This window comes from Microbispora sp. KK1-11, from assembly GCF_006874435.1.
GTDB classification, from domain to species: domain Bacteria; phylum Actinomycetota; class Actinomycetes; order Streptosporangiales; family Streptosporangiaceae; genus Microbispora; species Microbispora catharanthi.
In genome coordinates this window covers 49,341-65,889 of record NZ_VIRJ01000015.1, presented here as the reverse complement: position 1 = coordinate 65,889, position 16,549 = coordinate 49,341, and the positions used below count along the sequence as shown (strand labels likewise).

The 16,549-nt window shown below is 69.6% G+C and carries 18 protein-coding genes and 1 pseudogene; 5 read left to right on the top strand and 14 right to left on the bottom strand.

The features are described from left to right. Nucleotides 1-29 precede the first annotated feature (29 nt). Nucleotides 30-434, bottom strand: a complete 405-nt coding sequence (locus FLW16_RS21930; RefSeq protein ID WP_142561982.1) for a hypothetical protein — start codon at nucleotides 432-434, stop codon at nucleotides 30-32. A gap of 390 nt (nucleotides 435-824) precedes the next feature. On the opposite strand from FLW16_RS21930, the gene FLW16_RS21925 reads away from it, so the two are divergent. The 3 genes from FLW16_RS21925 to FLW16_RS21915 all read left to right on the top strand — a co-directional run bounded on the left by FLW16_RS21925 (nucleotide 825) and on the right by FLW16_RS21915 (nucleotide 3,789). After that, the gene (locus FLW16_RS21925) at nucleotides 825-1,499 is read left to right on the top strand and encodes a hypothetical protein (RefSeq protein ID WP_142561981.1); all 675 of its coding nucleotides are present in this window, start codon (nucleotides 825-827) and stop codon (nucleotides 1,497-1,499) included. A 434-nt stretch (nucleotides 1,500-1,933) separates the two neighbouring features. Further along, nucleotides 1,934-2,488, top strand: coding sequence for an ArsR family transcriptional regulator (locus FLW16_RS21920; protein ID WP_221891216.1), 555 nt, complete (start codon nucleotides 1,934-1,936; stop codon nucleotides 2,486-2,488). 11 nt (nucleotides 2,489-2,499) lie between these two features. Further along, nucleotides 2,500-3,789 carry an MFS transporter gene (locus FLW16_RS21915; protein WP_221891215.1) on the top strand — a complete coding sequence of 430 codons (1,290 nt, stop codon included), beginning with the start codon at nucleotides 2,500-2,502 and terminating at the stop codon, nucleotides 3,787-3,789. A 599-nt stretch (nucleotides 3,790-4,388) separates the two neighbouring features. Here FLW16_RS21915 and FLW16_RS21910 read toward each other — a convergent pair. The 9 genes and pseudogenes from FLW16_RS21910 to FLW16_RS21875 form a co-directional block, all read right to left on the bottom strand. Next, nucleotides 4,389-4,766: a GntR family transcriptional regulator gene (locus FLW16_RS21910; protein ID WP_139572985.1), complete on the bottom strand. Its 378-nt coding sequence runs from the start codon at nucleotides 4,764-4,766 to the stop codon at nucleotides 4,389-4,391. Further along, complete coding sequence (locus FLW16_RS21905) at nucleotides 4,763-5,578, bottom strand: hypothetical protein (RefSeq protein WP_142561979.1); 816 nt, start codon at nucleotides 5,576-5,578, stop codon at nucleotides 4,763-4,765. The genes FLW16_RS21910 and FLW16_RS21905 overlap by 4 nt, the downstream gene beginning before the upstream one ends. Before the next feature lie 301 nt (nucleotides 5,579-5,879). After that, nucleotides 5,880-6,017, bottom strand: coding sequence for a hypothetical protein (locus FLW16_RS45970; protein WP_221891214.1), 138 nt, complete (start codon nucleotides 6,015-6,017; stop codon nucleotides 5,880-5,882). 460 nt (nucleotides 6,018-6,477) lie between these two features. Then, a complete protein-coding gene (locus FLW16_RS21895; RefSeq protein WP_221891213.1) occupies nucleotides 6,478-7,317 on the bottom strand; it encodes a helix-turn-helix domain-containing protein in 840 nt (279 codons plus the stop codon). 207 nt (nucleotides 7,318-7,524) lie between these two features. Then, a complete protein-coding gene (locus FLW16_RS21890; RefSeq protein WP_260615459.1) occupies nucleotides 7,525-7,626 on the bottom strand; it encodes a transposase in 102 nt (33 codons plus the stop codon). Between the two features lie 151 nt (nucleotides 7,627-7,777). Beyond that, the gene (locus tag FLW16_RS21885; protein WP_142561978.1) at nucleotides 7,778-8,314 is read right to left on the bottom strand and encodes a hypothetical protein; all 537 of its coding nucleotides are present in this window, start codon (nucleotides 8,312-8,314) and stop codon (nucleotides 7,778-7,780) included. Between the two features lie 384 nt (nucleotides 8,315-8,698). Further along, nucleotides 8,699-9,133 (bottom strand): hypothetical protein, encoded by a 435-nt coding sequence (locus FLW16_RS21880; RefSeq protein ID WP_142561977.1) that lies wholly within the window; start codon nucleotides 9,131-9,133, stop codon nucleotides 8,699-8,701. A gap of 258 nt (nucleotides 9,134-9,391) precedes the next feature. Then, nucleotides 9,392-9,547 (bottom strand): annotated as a pseudogene (locus FLW16_RS46225) (ISL3 family transposase); the annotation flags it as partial. A 53-nt stretch (nucleotides 9,548-9,600) separates the two neighbouring features. Continuing rightward, on the bottom strand, nucleotides 9,601-10,362 hold the full coding sequence (locus FLW16_RS21875) for an SDR family oxidoreductase (RefSeq protein ID WP_142561976.1): 762 nt from the start codon (nucleotides 10,360-10,362) through the stop codon (nucleotides 9,601-9,603). Between the two features lie 230 nt (nucleotides 10,363-10,592). Here FLW16_RS21875 and FLW16_RS21870 point away from each other — a divergent pair, with 230 nt between their 5' ends. After that, nucleotides 10,593-11,456, top strand: coding sequence for a helix-turn-helix transcriptional regulator (locus FLW16_RS21870; protein ID WP_142561975.1), 864 nt, complete (start codon nucleotides 10,593-10,595; stop codon nucleotides 11,454-11,456). A gap of 683 nt (nucleotides 11,457-12,139) precedes the next feature. Here FLW16_RS21870 and FLW16_RS21865 read toward each other — a convergent pair. After that, complete coding sequence (locus tag FLW16_RS21865) at nucleotides 12,140-12,718, bottom strand: HAD-IA family hydrolase (protein ID WP_142561974.1); 579 nt, start codon at nucleotides 12,716-12,718, stop codon at nucleotides 12,140-12,142. A 30-nt stretch (nucleotides 12,719-12,748) separates the two neighbouring features. Then, nucleotides 12,749-13,582, bottom strand: a complete 834-nt coding sequence (locus FLW16_RS21860; protein WP_142561973.1) for a hypothetical protein — start codon at nucleotides 13,580-13,582, stop codon at nucleotides 12,749-12,751. Nucleotides 13,583-13,752: 170 nt separating this feature from the next. On the opposite strand from FLW16_RS21860, the gene arfB reads away from it, so the two are divergent. Continuing rightward, nucleotides 13,753-14,175 carry an alternative ribosome rescue aminoacyl-tRNA hydrolase ArfB gene (gene arfB / locus FLW16_RS21855; RefSeq protein ID WP_142561972.1) on the top strand — a complete coding sequence of 141 codons (423 nt, stop codon included), beginning with the start codon at nucleotides 13,753-13,755 and terminating at the stop codon, nucleotides 14,173-14,175. On the opposite strand, the gene FLW16_RS21850 is transcribed toward arfB, so the two are convergent. Further along, nucleotides 14,147-14,773, bottom strand: a complete 627-nt coding sequence (locus FLW16_RS21850) for a TetR/AcrR family transcriptional regulator (protein WP_142561971.1) — start codon at nucleotides 14,771-14,773, stop codon at nucleotides 14,147-14,149. The genes arfB and FLW16_RS21850 overlap by 29 nt on opposite strands. A 127-nt stretch (nucleotides 14,774-14,900) precedes the next feature. Next, on the bottom strand, nucleotides 14,901-16,535 hold the full coding sequence (locus tag FLW16_RS21845; RefSeq protein ID WP_142561970.1) for an amidohydrolase: 1,635 nt from the start codon (nucleotides 16,533-16,535) through the stop codon (nucleotides 14,901-14,903). Nucleotides 16,536-16,549: the final 14 nt, after the last annotated feature.

Genomic DNA, 16,549 nt, shown 5'->3' with positions numbered 1-16,549 from the left:
TACGGATGGATCAGGGGCCTGGCCGATCCTCAGAAATCGGGAAACACCAAGGACAAGAGCAGTATCCCGGCACCGAGCACCAACAGGAACTTCACGGTGAATGGGCCGGGCCGCACCTGGCGCGTTTCCCCGTCCGGGTTCTGCAGTGCGTGAGCGGCCGCTTCTCGGATCTCCTCACCCTGCCCGATCGTCGCCGCGAACAGGGCGATCATTGTCGCGGCGTAGACCGTCAGGCCCCTCGCCTCCGAGGAGTCCGGCCCGGAATCAAAGGCCATTACACCGACCAACCCGCCGAACACGACGAGGAATCCGACAGCGACTCTCATGCGGTAGCCCCGGCTAGGCATCAACAAGCCGAGCCGTACCAGTGCGAACAGAGTCGACAACCCCGCCACAAGCCATAGACAGCCAGGGTGCGCGTCGGCGAGCATCACGGGGCAGCATCCTTCGACCATGCCCAACCGGATACCGCCGGCCAGGCTTTCGGGTGGGAGGAGTCGGGGCACTTGACAATCGGTAATTCACGTTATCTCGTTACCGGCCCGCCCTAGCTTGTCGGCCCCTTGTGCGGCCCTCGTGGGAGAACTACGACAAGGAACGCCGCGATCGTCCCAAGAAAGCAGGAGAGTAGCCACCAGGCAAGCCCCGAACGGCCCTTTCCCTGCACCAACCCGGCGCTCACCGCACGCTGGTGAAGCCGGACTGTCCTCAAGAGGACATGGAGAGTGACAAGCTCGTTACTCTCCGGAAAGTCGTATTCGTGTTGCCGCTGATATTGGCTAGGCGGGCACTACATACCATCGAGCCGGAAAGGACGTGGCCGAATGCACACCGCACAGCCAACCGCAACCGAGGTAGCCAAAACCCTCGTCGGATGGATCAGGGACCAAACCTGGAGCGGCGTCAATAATTACACCGTCGCCGTTTACCGCGACAACGATCTGATCATCAGCAGGGTCAAAGGCATTCCTGGACTGGAGAGCCAGGGGGCGCAGGAAATCGTCCGCTATATCCAAGCTCAGCGGATGAACCTAGGACGAGCGATCTACTTCGCCACAGCCTTCACCTCAGGTGACGGCGCCGCCAGCAACCATGCCGAGATGTGCATCCTGGCCGCCGTCGGCGCAGGCAACCTCAGCGACATCACCTTCATGCTGTGCTCGGCAGCCAACTGCAAATATTGCAAAATGCTGCTGGCCAAATTCAAGATAAACAACGGCAACGCCACCGGCCCCGACGGGAAATCCCAGCAGGGCTGGTACCATCCTTTCGTTCCACTGCGCTTTGGCACGCAGATGGGGACTGAGGCGGACCAGTTGAAGGAACTCCAGAAGTTCCTCAACGGTGAAATCACGCTGAAGGACACCAAGACCGGCCAGGTCGCACAGTCACCCAAACTGCGACCCGCAGGAGAAATGTGGCGGGTCAGCGCCACCCAGTTCGCTCTCTACCCGCCCAACACCGACGACGCCATGTCGCAGGATGACAGCGACGACTGACGAACCCCCACGAGCAGCGGGGCGACGGAACACGGGTGCGGGGACTCCCGCCGGCCGCTGCCAGGGCGCGGCCGCTGCACGTCCCGAGCCCCCTAGCCGGCCCACGCGGACGTCATCCAGCCGGCGAGGAACCCCCTGGCACAGACGGCCGACGCGGTAATCCGCGCCGACCAGAGCTTCACCGCCGCCGCCTGGCTGGGCTGGAGCGACAAGGACGGCGACTACACCGCCCCGGAGCAGAAGGGCAGTCACCAGGCGCCGCTTTCCCCGTGGTCGGGGGTGTTGCCGAGCCGGCTGGTGTCCCGATGAGGGATCCCTCTGCGGAACTCGAGCAGACCCTCGAACAGCCGGGCGTCAGTGCAGCTCGGGGGTGGATCCGTTGGATCAGCGCCAAATTGCCAGCCCCAGGCCCCTTGCACAATGGTCAAGAGTCGTTGACCATTGTCCGCGTGCCTACCGATGATCTCCCCGAGACGTTCCACGTCACCACCGACGAGCAGCTACGCGCCGTCTCCAATCTCACTCGTCACCGGATCATGGCCATGCTCCGCTTCGAACCGGCGACGATCACGCAGATCGCCCAGCGGATGGGCCTCGCGAAGGGGAGTTCCAGCTATCACGTGCGGCTGCTTGAGCGGGCCGGCCTGGTGAAGGTGGTGGGGACGCGGAAAGTGAGAGGGGTCACCGAGCGGTACTACGCGATGACCGCGCGGTCGATCGAGCTGCCGGATCCAGGGCCGGGGCAGCCGGACGTGCTGCTGCGGAACGCGGTGGCGGACCTGGAGGCGTCGTCGGCGGATGGTGAGCGGCACGTACGAATGGCACATCTGCGACTCACCGAGGAGCAGTTCACGGAGCTGGGGGCGCGCCTGCAGGCACTGGCTGATGAGTACCGGGCGCTGTCTGATCCATCGCTTCCCGACGTGTCGCTGATCTTCGCGCTGTTCCGGCCGGCTCCTCGCCAGCAGGTCGAGAAGGACGCCGAATGACATCGGATCCGATGAATGTTCTAGCGAAGCTGCCGGCCGGCTTCGGGCGACTGTGGACCGCGCAGACGGTGTCCTCGCTCGGTGACGGCGTCACGCATGCCGCGCTGCCGCTGCTGGCAGTGGCGTTGACCCGGGATCCGATGGCCCTGGCCGTCGTCACGGCCGCCGGGACACTGCCCTGGCTGCTGTTCGGAGTGCTCGGCGGTGCGCTGGTGGACCGCTGGGACCGCCGCCGCACCATGTGGGCCACGGACGCCGCGCGTGCGGTGCTGCTCGCCATACCCGCTGCGGCGGCGGCGCTCGACGTGCTGAGCATCCCGCTGCTGGCGGCCCTCGCGTTCCTGCTCGCCCTCGGCGGGCTGTTCTTCGACACGGCCGCCACGGCGTACCTGCCGGATCTGCTCGGCCGCGACCCCGCGCTCCTTGAGCGCGCCAACGCTCGCCTGCGCGGCGCCCAGACCGCAGCCTCCGGCTTCGCCGGGCCACCTGCGGGCAGTGCGCTGCTCGCGCTCGGACGTTCGGTTCCGCTGCTCGCCGACGCGGTGTCGTTCGCGCTGTCCGCACTGCTCGTCCGGTCGCTGCCCGCCGTGCCGCGCCCGGCCGCAAGCGCCCGCGAGTCGCTGCTCCGGCAGGCGCGGGCCGGGGCCTCCTACGTCTTCCAGGACCGGCTGCTGCTCGGGCTCGCACTCCGTCCGGCCGTCGGGAACATCGCCTTCCTCGCCGTGGAGACCGTCCTGGCCCTGTTCGCCCGCGAGCGTCTCGATGTCGGCGCCTTCGGCTTCGGTCTGCTCCTCACCGCCGAGGCCACCGGCGGCCTGCTCGGCGCGGGCATCGCGTCCTTCCTCGGCCGGCGCCTGGGCACCGGCGCCGCACTGACCTGCACCGCCACAATCGAGGGCCTCGCCATCCTGGGGCTCGCCTCCGCCCCGAACCCGTACGTGGCCGGGCTCGCGCTCGCCGTCTGCGGGGCGGGCATGGGCGCCACGATGGTGCTCGGCCCCTCCCTCCGGCAGGCCATCGTCCCGGCCCACCTGATGGGCCGCGTCGCCTCCACCTCCCGCATGCTCGCCATGTGCGCCGCCCCCTTCGGCGCCTTTCTCGGCGGCTGGCTGGCCACCACCTACGACCTGCGCGCCCCGCTCTACGCCGCCGCCGGCCTCCTGCTCACCATGACCGCCGTCACCGCGACCATGACCAGCAATCGCCGCGTCGAGGCCGCACTGCGCAGCGCGCGCCCGCAAGCCGACCCGGCCGACCAGGACCCCGCCGAAGAGATCGCTGTGCAAACCGCATCCAGGTGACGGATCGCTTGCAGGTCACGACACCTCCACCCCCATCGGAACGGTGGTTGCGCAGCGGCAAGCTCGTCGTGGTGCGGGCGGATGGTGAGAATGCGCCCGGCTTTGGCCGTGGTGCAGCGCGGGCGCAGTGGGCAGCCCGCCGGGGCGGATTCAGCGGCCGGGCCCGGGCAGCGGCGGCCTGCGGTGAGCTGGTGCTGCCGCTCGCCGTGGTGCTGCTGGGCCGGGCGATGACGAGGTGAAGTCGTCGTCGCGGCGGGCGGCGCCTGGCGCCATATTGATCGTGACGGTCGGGTTGGACCAGAAGTCCTCTCACAGCCGGGCAACAGCAGGCCGGAGACCGAGAGTCCAGGGGGACAGAATGGCCGTCGATGCCGTCCGTGCGCGGTTCTACGTCGCTGAGATCGCCCGAGCCGCGTACAACCCGGGAGCCGCCAAGGTGACGCTCCAGGCCGTGCGCCGGGGTGACCAGAACAAGCAGCGGGCGTCAGCGACGCCGTCCGGCAAGGTCGAGATGGGCCTGATCACACTGATACCCCCTTTCGGCGGACGCTTTCTGATCGGCAGCTACTCCGGCGACGTGGCCCCGCGGCCGGTCACTGTCATGACGAGGCCGGTGTCACCGTGCCGGATGTCAGAGCCGCCTGCACGATGCGGATCGCCTCGCCCGTGTCGATGCCGACGCTGGCGACCACGGCCGCGTAGTCGGCGGCGGCCCGGCGAGCCCGCTCCAGGCCATCCTCGCCGGCGGCCGACACGAACGAACCCGCCCGCCCGCGCGTCTCGATCAGCCCTGCCTCCTCCAGCTCCCGGTACGCCCGGCCGACCGTGTTCACGGCCAGGCCAAGGTCGGCCGCGAGCTGGCGGATGGTCGGAAGGCGGGTGCCCACTGCCAGCGTGCGATCCTGAATCTGCCGGGCGAGCTGGGCCCGCAGCTGCTCGAACGGCGGCACCGGCGAGGCCGCGTCGATGACGATCATCGGACGCTCATCACCCGCCGGGCCACCGTCGCGCTCGACGGCGTCCTTACGCGGAGCGCGACGCAGGCGACCATGCCCAAGATGACGTTGGCGATCGCAGCGGCGCTCAACCAGCCGGGCGCGGTGCCGAACAGCAGCACTACGGGCAGCGACCACTGCACACTCGGCGTGGTGAGTTCGCGGGCGTCCTCGACGCGCATGATGACGTCGGCGGTCAGCGACTCCTCGTCCTCCGCCACCACCGGGCGCCGCAGCAGGTGGCGAAGTTGCACGGCGGTGATGGCTGTCACGCCGAGCAGGCCGATCAGCAGGACGACGGCCAGCTGCCGCACGGTGGCGTCAGGAACGGCCAGGGCGCTCCCGGCCAGCGCCATCGCGCCGGCGAACGTGGCGACCGCGAAGACGGCGTACGGCAGGCCGAGCACGGCCCGCCAGCTGGGCTGGATCGGATGGGCGGCCCTGCGGGACAGCATCGCGCCCGCCCGCTGATCGACGCGTCGCACCCACCAGTCGAGCAGCAATTGTGCGAGCAGCAGCCCGGCCACCAGCGCGGTCAGGGCCAGCAGCGGCAGCGGGCGATGCGGCTCGCGGCCGTCGAAGGCGGGAACGGCGGCGAGTGCGCTTGCGACGATCAGCACGGCCGGGATGAACGCAGCCGCGATGCGGGCACGTCCCCGGACCGCCAGCCGGCTGGCCAGCAGCGGCGTCGGGCGGGCACCGGACAGGCCGTGCCGAGCCAGCCACGCGCCCGCCAGTCGCAGGTCGGTCGCACGTGGCGACGGGCCGGTGTCCGGTAACGGTTCATGCGCCATGGCCCCTCCTTTGTCGCAAGGTATGTAGCAACATAGTGAGACATACATTGAGACAAAGTCAACGCCTCGTGACTCTCGTGGGGACGTTGCTGTTCGGCCGGTGCAGCGAACGCGGCGGGCTAGGCGAGGAGCGCGTGTCCGAGCAACCGGGTGTTGGCCGATAAATACCGCTTGGCCTTCCAAGGAGGCGGTCCTGCCTTCGCCAGGTTCTGTCGCCTGACAAGGAGAACTCGTAACAGCCGGAGGCCCGATCTTGTGTCACCGTTCGCAGTGGACTTCTTCGCGTACCCGCCCAGATCGGTCAACGGCGCACCCGATAGCGCAGATGAAGCACCCGGTTGCCCTGAATCACCACCTCAGGATCCTCCAGCAGGTGCTGCGCGTGGACCGACCCGAAGTAGCGCTTGCCGGACCCGAACACGACGGGTACGACGTCCATGCGCACCTCGTCGACCAGGCCCGCGGCAAGCACCTGGCGCCGACGTCGCCGGCGGCGACCTCGACCATGCGGTCACCCGCAAGCTCCTGCGCCTTGGCCACGGCTGCCTCGACGCCGTCGACGAAGTGAAACGGCGCCTCGGGGTCCCAGCCCTCGGGCATCGGCCGGTGCGACACGACGACCACGTGGTCGATCCCGCTCGGCGGCTTGCCGCCCCAGCCGTCCGTCAGGTCGAAGACGCGGCGGCCGACGATCGTGACTCCGATCTGGTCCCAGTACGCCCGGGTGTAGTCGTAGGAGGTCTGCGACACCTTCAGCTCGCCGCTCTCGTCCAATGGGACGTCACCGCTGGACAACCAGTCGAACAGCGGTCCGGGCTGGTCGTTCTCGTCCGCGACGAAGCCGTCCACCGACACCGAGCTGTACATGACGACCTTGCCCACGTCGCTCTTGTAAGAAATCAATCGGCCGGCAGCGGCCAGCCGTCCATCACGTGGCCGGGATGTTCGCGCAGGAACCGCCGCCGGACTTCGACGTACCGGGTCGGCGTGAGCCCGGTGAACGCCCGGAACTCGTGGCCGAAGTGGGCCTGGTCGAAGTAGCCTGCGCCATCGGCGAGGGCGCCCCAGTCGATCGGTCCAGCGGGGTCGATCGCGAAAACGGTGGCGGCGAAGCGGTGGGTGCGGGCCAGCCGCTTCGGCGTGACGCCGATGAGCTCCTTGAACCGCTGTGCCAGATGAGTGCTGCTGACACCGGCTGCCACGCTCAGGTCGCCGATCGCCGCCGCCCCGCTGGTCGCCGCGATGACGCTGCTCGTATGGCGGACCAGTCCCAGACCGGCGGTCTCGCACAGCCGTCGCATCAGCTCCTCCTCGAGCAGCGTCAGCATCTCGTGCGGTCCGTCCGCCGCGGCCAGCCGGTCTCGCAGCTCGGCAATGGCGGGCCGGCCCCAAACCTGCTCCACCGTGACCGGCCGGTCACACAGCTCGGCCGCGGGCATCGGCAGGAACGGCGCCAGCCCCCACGGCTTGACGTGCACGCCGACGGACCGGGTCCCCGGCGGATAGCCGAACTCGAAGGCGCGGGTGGGCATGGTGACCACGCAGCCGTCGGCGTACTCGGCCGTCTCGATGTCGGTGCCGGCGCGGATGCAGAACGGCGCCCCGAGGTTGACGATGAGCAACGCCGACGGCATCGGCGGCAGCGTCAGCCGGGCGTACGGCGGCGCACCCTCCAGGTAGTAAAGGTCGTCGATCAGCCCGTCCAGCGGCGGTCGCGGCACTCTGGACACGTACTCCACGCCCACAGCATCGCCGCCACCGTGTTCGCGATCAACCCCGCCGGCATCGCGCGCCGGGATGGTCCAGCCGCGCTGCCGCCGGCATCGAGCCGGCGCCGATCCCGGACGAGCGCCCGGCCGCGGACATTTGCGTGGGTTACGCGTGCTGTGTGAGCGATGGAGGACTCTCGGCCCACCAGTTTTCGCCCTGGTGGAGGATGTGGGAGGTCAGGTGAACCGCAGCAGCGCCACGGTCCGCATCACGCGCCCGACCTCCCGGAACGCCTTGTAGATCTGGTTCTTGCGCGAGTTCGACGACAATCGGCGCATCAGCGTCACCGCGCCCTGTCTGTCACCGGGACGAGGGGTGCTGTTCAGAACATGAGGAGGTCGCGGCGCAGTTCTTCGATCATCTTCGGTAAGGCGGCGTCTGCAGGGGCCGCGTCGTAGCCGGGAAAGCCTCCCCAGGCCAGCGAAATCCTCAGGTACTCGACGAGTGTGACACCCGCCCGGTGACGGGCTCCGAGCAATTCCGGATCAGCTGACCTGCTCGGAAGCATGACGTCTTGCTCGCTGCCGCTGACGTTCGCCTTAGGACTTCATCCGGCGCAAAGGTGAAGGGGAAGCCTTCCGAGTGGAACCGGCAGAGTTCGTCCTCGTCGCGGTCAGTGCAGGCGCACCCCTGCTCGACGTCGCCGCCCCATGATTCCCAGTCGCGCCATAGATAGCCCCCCGAGGGGAGTACCAGTGGATCCGGATAGAGATCCGACTCCTCATACGGATCAGCGTGATAACTGACGTGTGGCAACACCGCGCCGCCGTCCCCGCACAGATCGACACCTCCCACGATCTCCAGACAGGCGCGCAGAGCGAGCGGCATCGGGCCGATCACCTGCTCGGCCCTCCTGACCGCAATCAGATCGTCATCCGTGGGCACCTGCCGGACCCACTCAGGGAAGGCAAAGGCATAGCCGGCCGCGATGAGCCGCTCCACGACGACATCCACGTTGGCCGCCACACGTCCCATGGTCTCTCGTGCAACCTCTTCGGCATCCTCGCGATGAGTCTCAGGAACACCATCCGGACCGTACGCACGAAGCTCATTCCAGACGGCGAAACATTCGCCCGCGCGGTATCTCGCACTCCATGACGCCATGAACGGCGATGCTAGCCATGCCATGAAGCGGCCGTGATCCATGCGATTCGCAAGCTGACAGCGCGGGTTCGCGGGCTTGCGGGCGTCTCTTGGCGTGGCGGGCGCTCATCCACTGCCCGACCCGACTGCTCGGGAACGGCGACGGTTCTTATCGGTGCGCCCGATCAGCGCAGCCTTTCCATGCCGGGCCGCTTGAGCGGACAGAGCCGCCCACCTCGCCGAGCGAGGCGGGCGGCCCGTTCCGAGTCAGGCCGGGATCTGCTTCTCGTTCCAGGTGTAGTAGATGTAGGTGCTGCCGGGCCCGGTCATCGTGCCGTAGACCTGCCAGAAGCTGTTGGCACCGGGCGAGTAGCGGAAGACCTTGTCCCCGGGCCGGTCGTCCACGAACACCCTCGTGGACCCGTCGGCGGACCGAATCCGTGCCTCGATTGTGAATGTCGAGGTGTCCGGGATGTCGAGGCAGACCTCGTACGTGTACGCCACCGGACCGGCGATGTTGTAGCTACGGCCATCCACCGCAGGCCGCTGGACGTTGGTGGGGACGTAGCTATTCAGAGCCCGGGTGTACCCGCCCGTGGAGCAGTCAACTGCGGGGGCGGCCGCGGATGCGGGACCGATGCCGGTAAGCGTGGCGCCGAGGACGCCGGTGGCGACGGCGAGAACGGAGATGGTGCGCTTCATGCCTCTCCTCATCCGTGCAGTGACCCTCCGACCAAGTAGTTGAAGGCTGAACTGATTCTGACCCGCTTGCCATATCTGGACAAGTCCGGGCAAAAATGTGTGCAGGTTCGAGTCAACGTCCTCCGAGTTCTACGCCCTGGGACTCACCGCGAGGTGGCGTGCTGACGAAAGCCCGATCGGGGGCGCTTTGAGGGCACACGCGCCCGGAAAACACCGGCAGGCAATGACGAGAAGCGTTCTCGCAGGTCGGTTGCAGGCTCATCCCAATCGAGGGTGTGGTTGCGGTCTGAACCCGCCGGTCTCCAGCAGCGATCTGGCGATGTAGTCGGTCAGACTCCGGAAGCCGAGCGCCGAGCCCGTCCAACGCGTCAAGCGAGCAGGGCGATGACCCGCCAGCGCCTCCAGCGATCCATCGAAGATCACTGACACGAGGATGGTGCACCAGTGAGCACGCTGCCCGCCTCGAGTCAGACGGGCTGGCCGATCGGACGGATCGTCACCGTGTTGAGGTCGACGCCTGCCGGCTGGTCGAGCGCGAACCCGATCGCCTCGGCCACCGAATCCGGGCTCATCGCGATGGGGGGAGCCTGGCCGTGCCAGAACGCGGTGTCGATCATGCCTGGGTTCACGACCGTGACTCCGATGCCGCGGGTCGTGGCGTGCAGGCGGAGGTTCTCGGCGAAGCCGACCACTGCCCACTTGGTGGCGGAGTAGAGGTTGCCCGGGCTGTTCTTGATTCCGGCCACGCTGCCGATGAGCACCAGCCGGCCGCGGGACTGCTCGAGGTGGGGCAGGGTCGCCTTGGCCAGCAGAGCCGGTCCGAGCACGTTGGTGAGTACCATCGGTGCCCACAGCTCCGGATCGCCGCCGTCGATGACGCCGGCGCCGCCCGTCCGGAAGTGATCGGCGGACGCGCCGCCTGCGTTCGCGATTGCCGCGTCGAGCGACCCGAAGCGCTCCACCGTGCTGGTGACCACCGTGTTCGTGGAGTCCCAGTCGGAGGCATCTGCTACCAGGCCCAGGACGCGGTCCGCGTGGCCGACTTCATCGAGGAAGGCCTTGAGCCGACCAGGGTCGCGCCCGGTCACGGCGACCCGGTGGCCACGCACGAGCAGGAGCCGAGCGGTCGCGGCGCCGATCCCGCTCGTGCCACCGGTGATCAAAACCGTCTTTCCAGCGACCGGCGATGCGCCCGAGTCAGCGAGTGTGTCAGTGAGTGAGGTGTTCATGGCGTCCACTCTGTGGCGCGGCGCGGGCCCGCGACAGTTGCTTCCAAAGGTGGGGACGCCGTCCCCTGGCAGGCAGCGGTGTCACGCGAGGCCTCATCGTCGGCAACGTCGGAACGATCACCGAGCGACCGCCGCGATCTGAAACGCCACGAGGCGACCGTGACAGTCGCTTGCGAAGGTGGGGACGACATCCCCTGGCGCCAACGGCGCCGACCAGGGAGGCTGTGCCTATGTCGAACACGAGGTACTCCGAGCTCGGTGGCTTCCTGCGTTCGCGACGCGAGCGGATCCGCCCCGCGGAGGTCGGGCTCGCGCCCGGCCCGCGGCGCCGCGTCCCCGGTCTGCGTCGCGACGAGGTCGCCGTTCTGGCCGGTGCCTCGGTGGAGTACTACACCGAGCTCGAGCGCGGTGCCGGCTCGCAGCCCTCCGACCAGATGCTCGCCGCGCTCGCCCGCGCCCTGCGCCTCAGCCGCGACGAACGCGACCATCTGTACCGGTTGGCGAACCGCCCGATCCCGCACCAGGGCGGGACGGCGTCACACGTCCACCCCGCGATGCTCGACCTGCTGACACGAATCGACGGGACCCCGGCGATGGTGAGCACCGACCTGCACACCGTTCTGGTCCAGAACCCGCTCGCCATCGCGATGCTCGGCGACCTGTCCGTGCACCACGGCCGCGCGGCGAGCTTCATCTACCGATGGTTCACCGACCCGGCCTCGCGGCAGATCTACCCGGACGAGGACCTCGCCCCGCAGTCACGCTCGTTCGTCGCCGACCTGCGCGCGGCAGTCGGGCGACGCAGCCCAGGCGACGCCGAGGCGACCAAGCTGGTGGACGAGCTGCTGCAGCAGTCGCCGGAGTTCCAGGCGCTTTGGGCCGACCAGGACGTGGGGGTGCGCAGAGACGAGCGCAAGCGGATCGTCCACCCCACCGTCGGCATGCTCGACCTCAACTGCCTCAGCCTCTTCAGCGAGGACGGCCGCCAGCGGTTGCTCTGGTTCACCCCACGCGCCGGGACCGACACCGCCGAGAAGCTCGCGCTGCTGACCGTCGTGGGCACACAGGCGATGCAGACCGAACCAGTCCGATGAACCGGCCGAGGAGGTGGCTGTCGTCTGCACGGCACTCATCGGCCAGCCCAGATCTACACCCTCAACTGCGAAGACGGCGGTGCTCGCGTTCCGTCTCCCCCACCACCAGCTGTCAGCGGCCCGGCTGGATCGTGACCAGTATCGGCTGTTCGGTGATCTGCAGGGTGTGCGGGGCGGGCATGGAGCGTCCGTCCAGGAATCGGATGGTGTCGGCGCCGCGATCGGCCGGCATCGGGCGCCGGTCAGCCAGCGCTGGAGCGTGTCGACCGCGTGGGCTGCGGCGGTTGGCGGCCCACCCACGGCCTGGAGCACGAGCGGGATCTTCGTGCCGCCCCAGTTGTAGAAGTACATGCGGTCGTATCGCACGTACATCCCGATCAGATAGAAGCGCACCGCGTACGCGATGGCGTGCGCCTGATCCAGTTTGTGATCTTGAGGGATCCGGTAGACGGTCCCGGTGCTCCACAGCCGCGGATGCACTCCTGCCTCATGGAACGTGCGATCGATGACGGCCGCAAGACCAACGAGGCTCTCGGGAGTGTCACCGTCGTCTTGCGGGGCGAGTCTCGCAACTGCAGTCGCCGCGATCTCGAAGCTGCCAGCGTGCTGACGTGCCAGCACGCTGGCCAGTGGGCTACTGCCGGTGTCACTCCACCGGCCGCCGGGAACCGCCGACGAACGGCTCAGCTCAGCAGCGTCTTGAGGTCCTCCCGCAGCGCGGCCGCGTCGCGGAAGTGGACGGCGGCGAGCCCCGCCTGCTCGGCCGCCGCGACGTTCTCCAGCCGGTCGTCCACGAAGACGAGGTCGCCGGGGGCCACCCCGAGCCAGGCCACGGTCTCGTGGAAGATCTCCGGCTCCGGCTTCACCAGGCCCATCCGGCCGCTGTAGAACCGCGGGCCGATCGGCCGCATGAACGGCAGCGCGTCGATGCCCTCGGCGACGCAGACCGGCATGTTGGACAGGAGCGCCATGGGCACCCCGACGGCGGCCAGCTCGTCGATGATCGCCACGGTCTCCTTGTTGGGCCGCGACCAGCTCGCCGCGTCGAGGGCGACGACCGCGTCAAGCTCGGCTCCGTCCATCGGCCTGCCGTACACGTGGGACCAGTACGCGGCCGGGTCGAGCGTGCCCCGGTCGAAGTCGAGCCGCACCTCCCAGTAGCGGTCCTCGAACCCCGGATCACCTCCCGCCATGCGCGCGACGTCTTCGGGGGCCTGGGGAAGCGACACGACGTTGCCGTAGTCGAAAAGCACAGTCTTCATGGTCGTACGATCATAACCCGTGTTCGTAACTCAGGCCACGTAGGGCTTGAGGTACTCGTTGGCGCTCCCGCAGCGCAGGTAGTTGCGCACAGTGTGGAAGTCGAGCCAGTCGATGTCGCAGGAGACGTCCCGCTCGACACCGTCGAAGCACGACGCCAGCACGGCCGGGATCGCTGCGATGTCGTCCTTGTCGGCGATGTTGATCCAGCGGCGCACCCCCGGCGGTCGCGCCCCGCGGCCCCGCACCGGGACCGGCGCGAGCCGCTCGAAGACGACGTCGCGCATGCCGAGCGGGCTGCCCAGCGTCACCAGCAACTCGACCGAGAGATCGGGGTGCGCCCACAGCGCCTCGTACGTCACGACGCTGCCGAGGGAGTGGGCCACGACCACCCGGGGACGGCGCCTGCGGACGACGTCGGCCACCGCGTCGCGGGCCCGCACGCGCGGGTCGCCGCCGCCGAGATAGGCGGCCACCTCCGGGCAGAAGTCCTGGGCGAACCGCACCGCCTGCGGGCCCATCCTCGTCAGCAGCCACCCGGCCAGCCGGTGCGCGAGACCGGTGAGCGACTCCCCCGCCGCGTCGCGGAACGGACCGCCGAGCTGGGCCGCCCAGTCGGCGAGGACCAGCTTGGCCGGCGCCTCCATCTGCCGCGGCGGCTTCGGCGGCCCGCTGTGCAGGTGGTGGGCGTAGTAGGCGATCTCGGCGAAGTAATCGCCGGCGCCGTCCGCCCGGCCGGTGAGACCCTGGTGCAGGTAGGCGTTCCACTTGGCTCGCATGACGTCGGCGGCGCCGCCCGCCGACCCGCCGGCCTCCTCGTAGTAGTGGTACTTGCCGATGCCGTGGACGCCCACGATCGAGGTCATGCTCCCGCCCGTCCCTGTCGCCTGGAATACGGGGCCACTGTGCACGACGCCATGGACCGCGACAACCCGCAGGCCGCGTTTACGGTGATAAATAGAGAGCGGCGGTGATATCTACCCGGATAGGTTGGTCGTCCCGTCCGTACGCCAGAGGAGAGAGGGGGAGAGAACCCATGTCAGGCCCGTTGCACGTGCGCGGCTCGATCGTCGTGCCCGAGGCGGAGCTCGCCTGGCGCTTTTCTCGCTCGTCCGGCCCGGGCGGCCAGGGCGTCAACACCACCGACAGCCGGGTGGAGCTGAGCTTCGACCTCGCGCGCACCACCGCCCTCGGCCCGGCGCTCAGGGCCCGCGCGCTCGAACGGCTCGCCGCCCGCGTCGTGGACGGCGTGATCACGGTGGCGGCCTCGGAGCAGCGCTCGCAGCTGCGCAACCGGGAGGCGGCGCGGGAACGGCTCGCCGCCCTCCTCCGCGACGCGATCGCGCCGCCGCCCAAGCGGCGCCGTCCCACCAAGCCGTCCAAGGGCGCCGTCGAGCGCCGCCTGACGGCCAAGAAACACCGCTCCGACCTCAAGCGCCTGCGCCGTACGGAGGACTGAGCCGCGACGCGCTGTCGCGCAGATGCCGGATGCCCATGTCCAGCGCCGCCTCCAGGTGGGCGAGCCGGCCGGTGGACAGGTGGAGCAGCACGCCGCCCTGGATGCCCGCGAGCAGCGCGGCCGCCGCCTGCCCGGGATCGATGCCCGGGTCGATCTCGCCCGCGGCCTGCATGTGCCGCACGCCGGCCGCGATCTCCGCCTCCCACCGGAGCATCAGCTCGGTCACCACCGCCTGGGCGCCCGGTGTGCTGTGGCCCACCTGCGACATCACCACGTTGAGCGGGCACTGCCGCCCCTGCTCGCGGTAGCGATCCACCACGCGGTCGCGCCAGGCTCGCCAGGCCGCCCACGAGGTGAGCTCGCCGAGATAGGGCTGCTGGTCGGTGAGCACCCGGTCGGCCTCGAAGCGGGCCACGGCCAGCAGCAACTCCTCCTTGCCGCCAGGGAAGTAGTGGAACAGCTGGCTCTTGCTGGTGCGCGTACGGGCGCGCACGTCGTCGAGGGTGGTGTCCATCACGCCGCGCTCGCGGATCGTCTCGGCCGCGCCCTCGACGATCCGCTGCCGCGTCGCGGCCCCCTTGGCGGTCAGCGCCCGCATCGCATCCTCCTTGGGACCGACTTTTCTGGACTTACTGGTCCATTGTGCCGAGATGGGCGGCGATGGCGTCCTCCCAGGAGCGCAGGAGCGCCGATGCGGAGGCCCGTCTGCGCCCGCTCGGCCACTCCTACGCGGACAGGCCGGCCTCGTCGAAGACGAAGGCGCCGCCGACGACCGTGGCGAGCACGGCGACGTCCTTGATCCGCTCAGGGGCGACCGCGAGCAGGTCGTCGCCCAGGACGACGAAGTCGGCCAGCTTGCCGCGCGACAGCGTGCCCTTGTGCCGCTCCTCCCCCGCGGCGTACGCCGAGCCGATCGTGTACGCGCGCAGCGCCTGCTCCACGGTGAGGGACTCGGCGGGGGTGAACGGCACGCCGCTCGCCGTACGGCGGTTGACCAGGTCGTGGATGCCGAGCAGCGGAGCGCCGTCGGCCACCGGGCAGTCGGAGCTGCCCGGGACCACGATGCCGGCCTCCAGGAACGACCTCTGCCGGTAGCAGCCGAGCGAGCGCTCCGGGCCGAGGGCGGCGAGCATGCCGTCGCCGAGTTCGGAGACGAACCGGCCCTGCGGCACCGGGATGACGCCGAGCCTGGCGATCCTCGCCACCTGGGCGTCGCTGGTCACCGCGCAGTGCTCGATGCGGTGGCGGGCGCCGGGCCGGGGATCGCGCGCCTGCGCCTCCTCGTAGGCGTCGAGGACCACGTCGACCGCGTGGTCGCCGATGGCGTGGGTGGCGATCTGCCAGCCCGCGGCGTGCGCCCGCAGGATGAAGGCGCGCAGCGCCTCGGCGTCCTGCTGCAGCAGTCCCCGGTTGCCCGGCTCCCCCTCGTAGTCGCAGCACATGGCGGCGGTGCGGCCGATGAGCGAGCCGTCGGAGAACAGCTTGACCGGCCCGATCCGCAGCCGCTCGTCGCCGATGCCGGTGCGGAACCCGAGGTCGAGCCCGAACCAGCCGTCGCCGATGTCGTGGAGGTTGGGCGAGCCGGGCATCAGCGTGGCCCGCTGCGGCAGCACGCCCCGCCGCACCGCCTCCTGGAAGGCGGCGAGGTCCCAGGCGCCGTTGCCGGCCAGCCCGCGGCCGATGCCCGGCTCGGTGAAGCTGGTCAGGCCCTCGCCGGCCGCCACCCGGCCGGCCAGCGCGATGCCCTCGACGAAGTCCTCGAACGGCACCGGGCGCAGCACGGCGTCCGCCAGGCCCTGGGCCTGTTCGGCGAGCAGCCCGTCGGGCCGGCCGTCGGCGTCCCGTCCGACCGTGCCGCCGGCGACGTCCGGCACGTCCTCGACGCGTTCGAAGCCCATGCGGGCGAACGCCGCCGTGTTCGCGACGCCCATGTGGCCGGAGACGTGCTGGAGCCAGACGGGCCGGCCGCCGGCCGCCCGGTCGAGCGCCTCGCGGCTCGGGTGCAGCCCGCCCAGCTTGTTCTGGTCGTAGCCCGCTCCCTTGACCCACGCGTCCTGCGGCAGGCCCGCGGCGCGCTCGGCGACCTTCGCGTACAGCTCCTCGAGCGTCCGCACCCGGCCGTCGCGCAGGTCCAGCTCGCGCAGCCGCTGGCCCCGCATGCTCAGGTGGTGGTGGGCGTCGTTGAACCCCGGCACCACCGGCGCCCCGCCGAGGTCGACGACGGCATCGGCGGTGAGCCCGTCCAGGTCCTCGTCCAGCCCCGCGATCCGGCCGGCGAACACGCCGAGCCGGGTCGCGGCGGGCCGATCGGGGTCCAGGGTGGTGAACCGGCCGTTGACGAACAGGACGTCCAGACGCATGGTGCTTCCCTTCG

What these genes read in the sequence shown, in the direction of transcription:
- FLW16_RS21925 (WP_142561981.1), top strand. Translation starts at nt 825, where the DNA reads ATGCACACCGCACAGCCAACCGCAACCGAGGTAGCCAAAACCCTCGTC.
- FLW16_RS45970 (WP_221891214.1), bottom strand. Translation starts at nt 6,017, where the DNA reads ATGGACGTCGTACCCGTCGTGTTCGGGTCCGGCAAGCGCTACTTCGGG.
- FLW16_RS21845 (WP_142561970.1), bottom strand. Translation starts at nt 16,535, where the DNA reads ATGCGTCTGGACGTCCTGTTCGTCAACGGCCGGTTCACCACCCTGGAC.
- FLW16_RS21870 (WP_142561975.1), top strand. Translation starts at nt 10,593, where the DNA reads ATGTCGAACACGAGGTACTCCGAGCTCGGTGGCTTCCTGCGTTCGCGA.
- FLW16_RS21880 (WP_142561977.1), bottom strand. Translation starts at nt 9,133, where the DNA reads ATGAAGCGCACCATCTCCGTTCTCGCCGTCGCCACCGGCGTCCTCGGC.
- FLW16_RS21875 (WP_142561976.1), bottom strand. Translation starts at nt 10,362, where the DNA reads ATGAACACCTCACTCACTGACACACTCGCTGACTCGGGCGCATCGCCG.
- FLW16_RS21850 (WP_142561971.1), bottom strand. Translation starts at nt 14,773, where the DNA reads ATGCGGGCGCTGACCGCCAAGGGGGCCGCGACGCGGCAGCGGATCGTC.
- FLW16_RS21865 (WP_142561974.1), bottom strand. Translation starts at nt 12,718, where the DNA reads ATGAAGACTGTGCTTTTCGACTACGGCAACGTCGTGTCGCTTCCCCAG.
- arfB (WP_142561972.1), top strand. Translation starts at nt 13,753, where the DNA reads ATGTCAGGCCCGTTGCACGTGCGCGGCTCGATCGTCGTGCCCGAGGCG.
- FLW16_RS21910 (WP_139572985.1), bottom strand. Translation starts at nt 4,766, where the DNA reads ATGATCGTCATCGACGCGGCCTCGCCGGTGCCGCCGTTCGAGCAGCTG.
- FLW16_RS21890 (WP_260615459.1), bottom strand. Translation starts at nt 7,626, where the DNA reads ATGCGCCGATTGTCGTCGAACTCGCGCAAGAACCAGATCTACAAGGCG.
- FLW16_RS21915 (WP_221891215.1), top strand. Translation starts at nt 2,500, where the DNA reads ATGAATGTTCTAGCGAAGCTGCCGGCCGGCTTCGGGCGACTGTGGACC.
- FLW16_RS21905 (WP_142561979.1), bottom strand. Translation starts at nt 5,578, where the DNA reads ATGGCGCATGAACCGTTACCGGACACCGGCCCGTCGCCACGTGCGACC.
- FLW16_RS21860 (WP_142561973.1), bottom strand. Translation starts at nt 13,582, where the DNA reads ATGACCTCGATCGTGGGCGTCCACGGCATCGGCAAGTACCACTACTAC.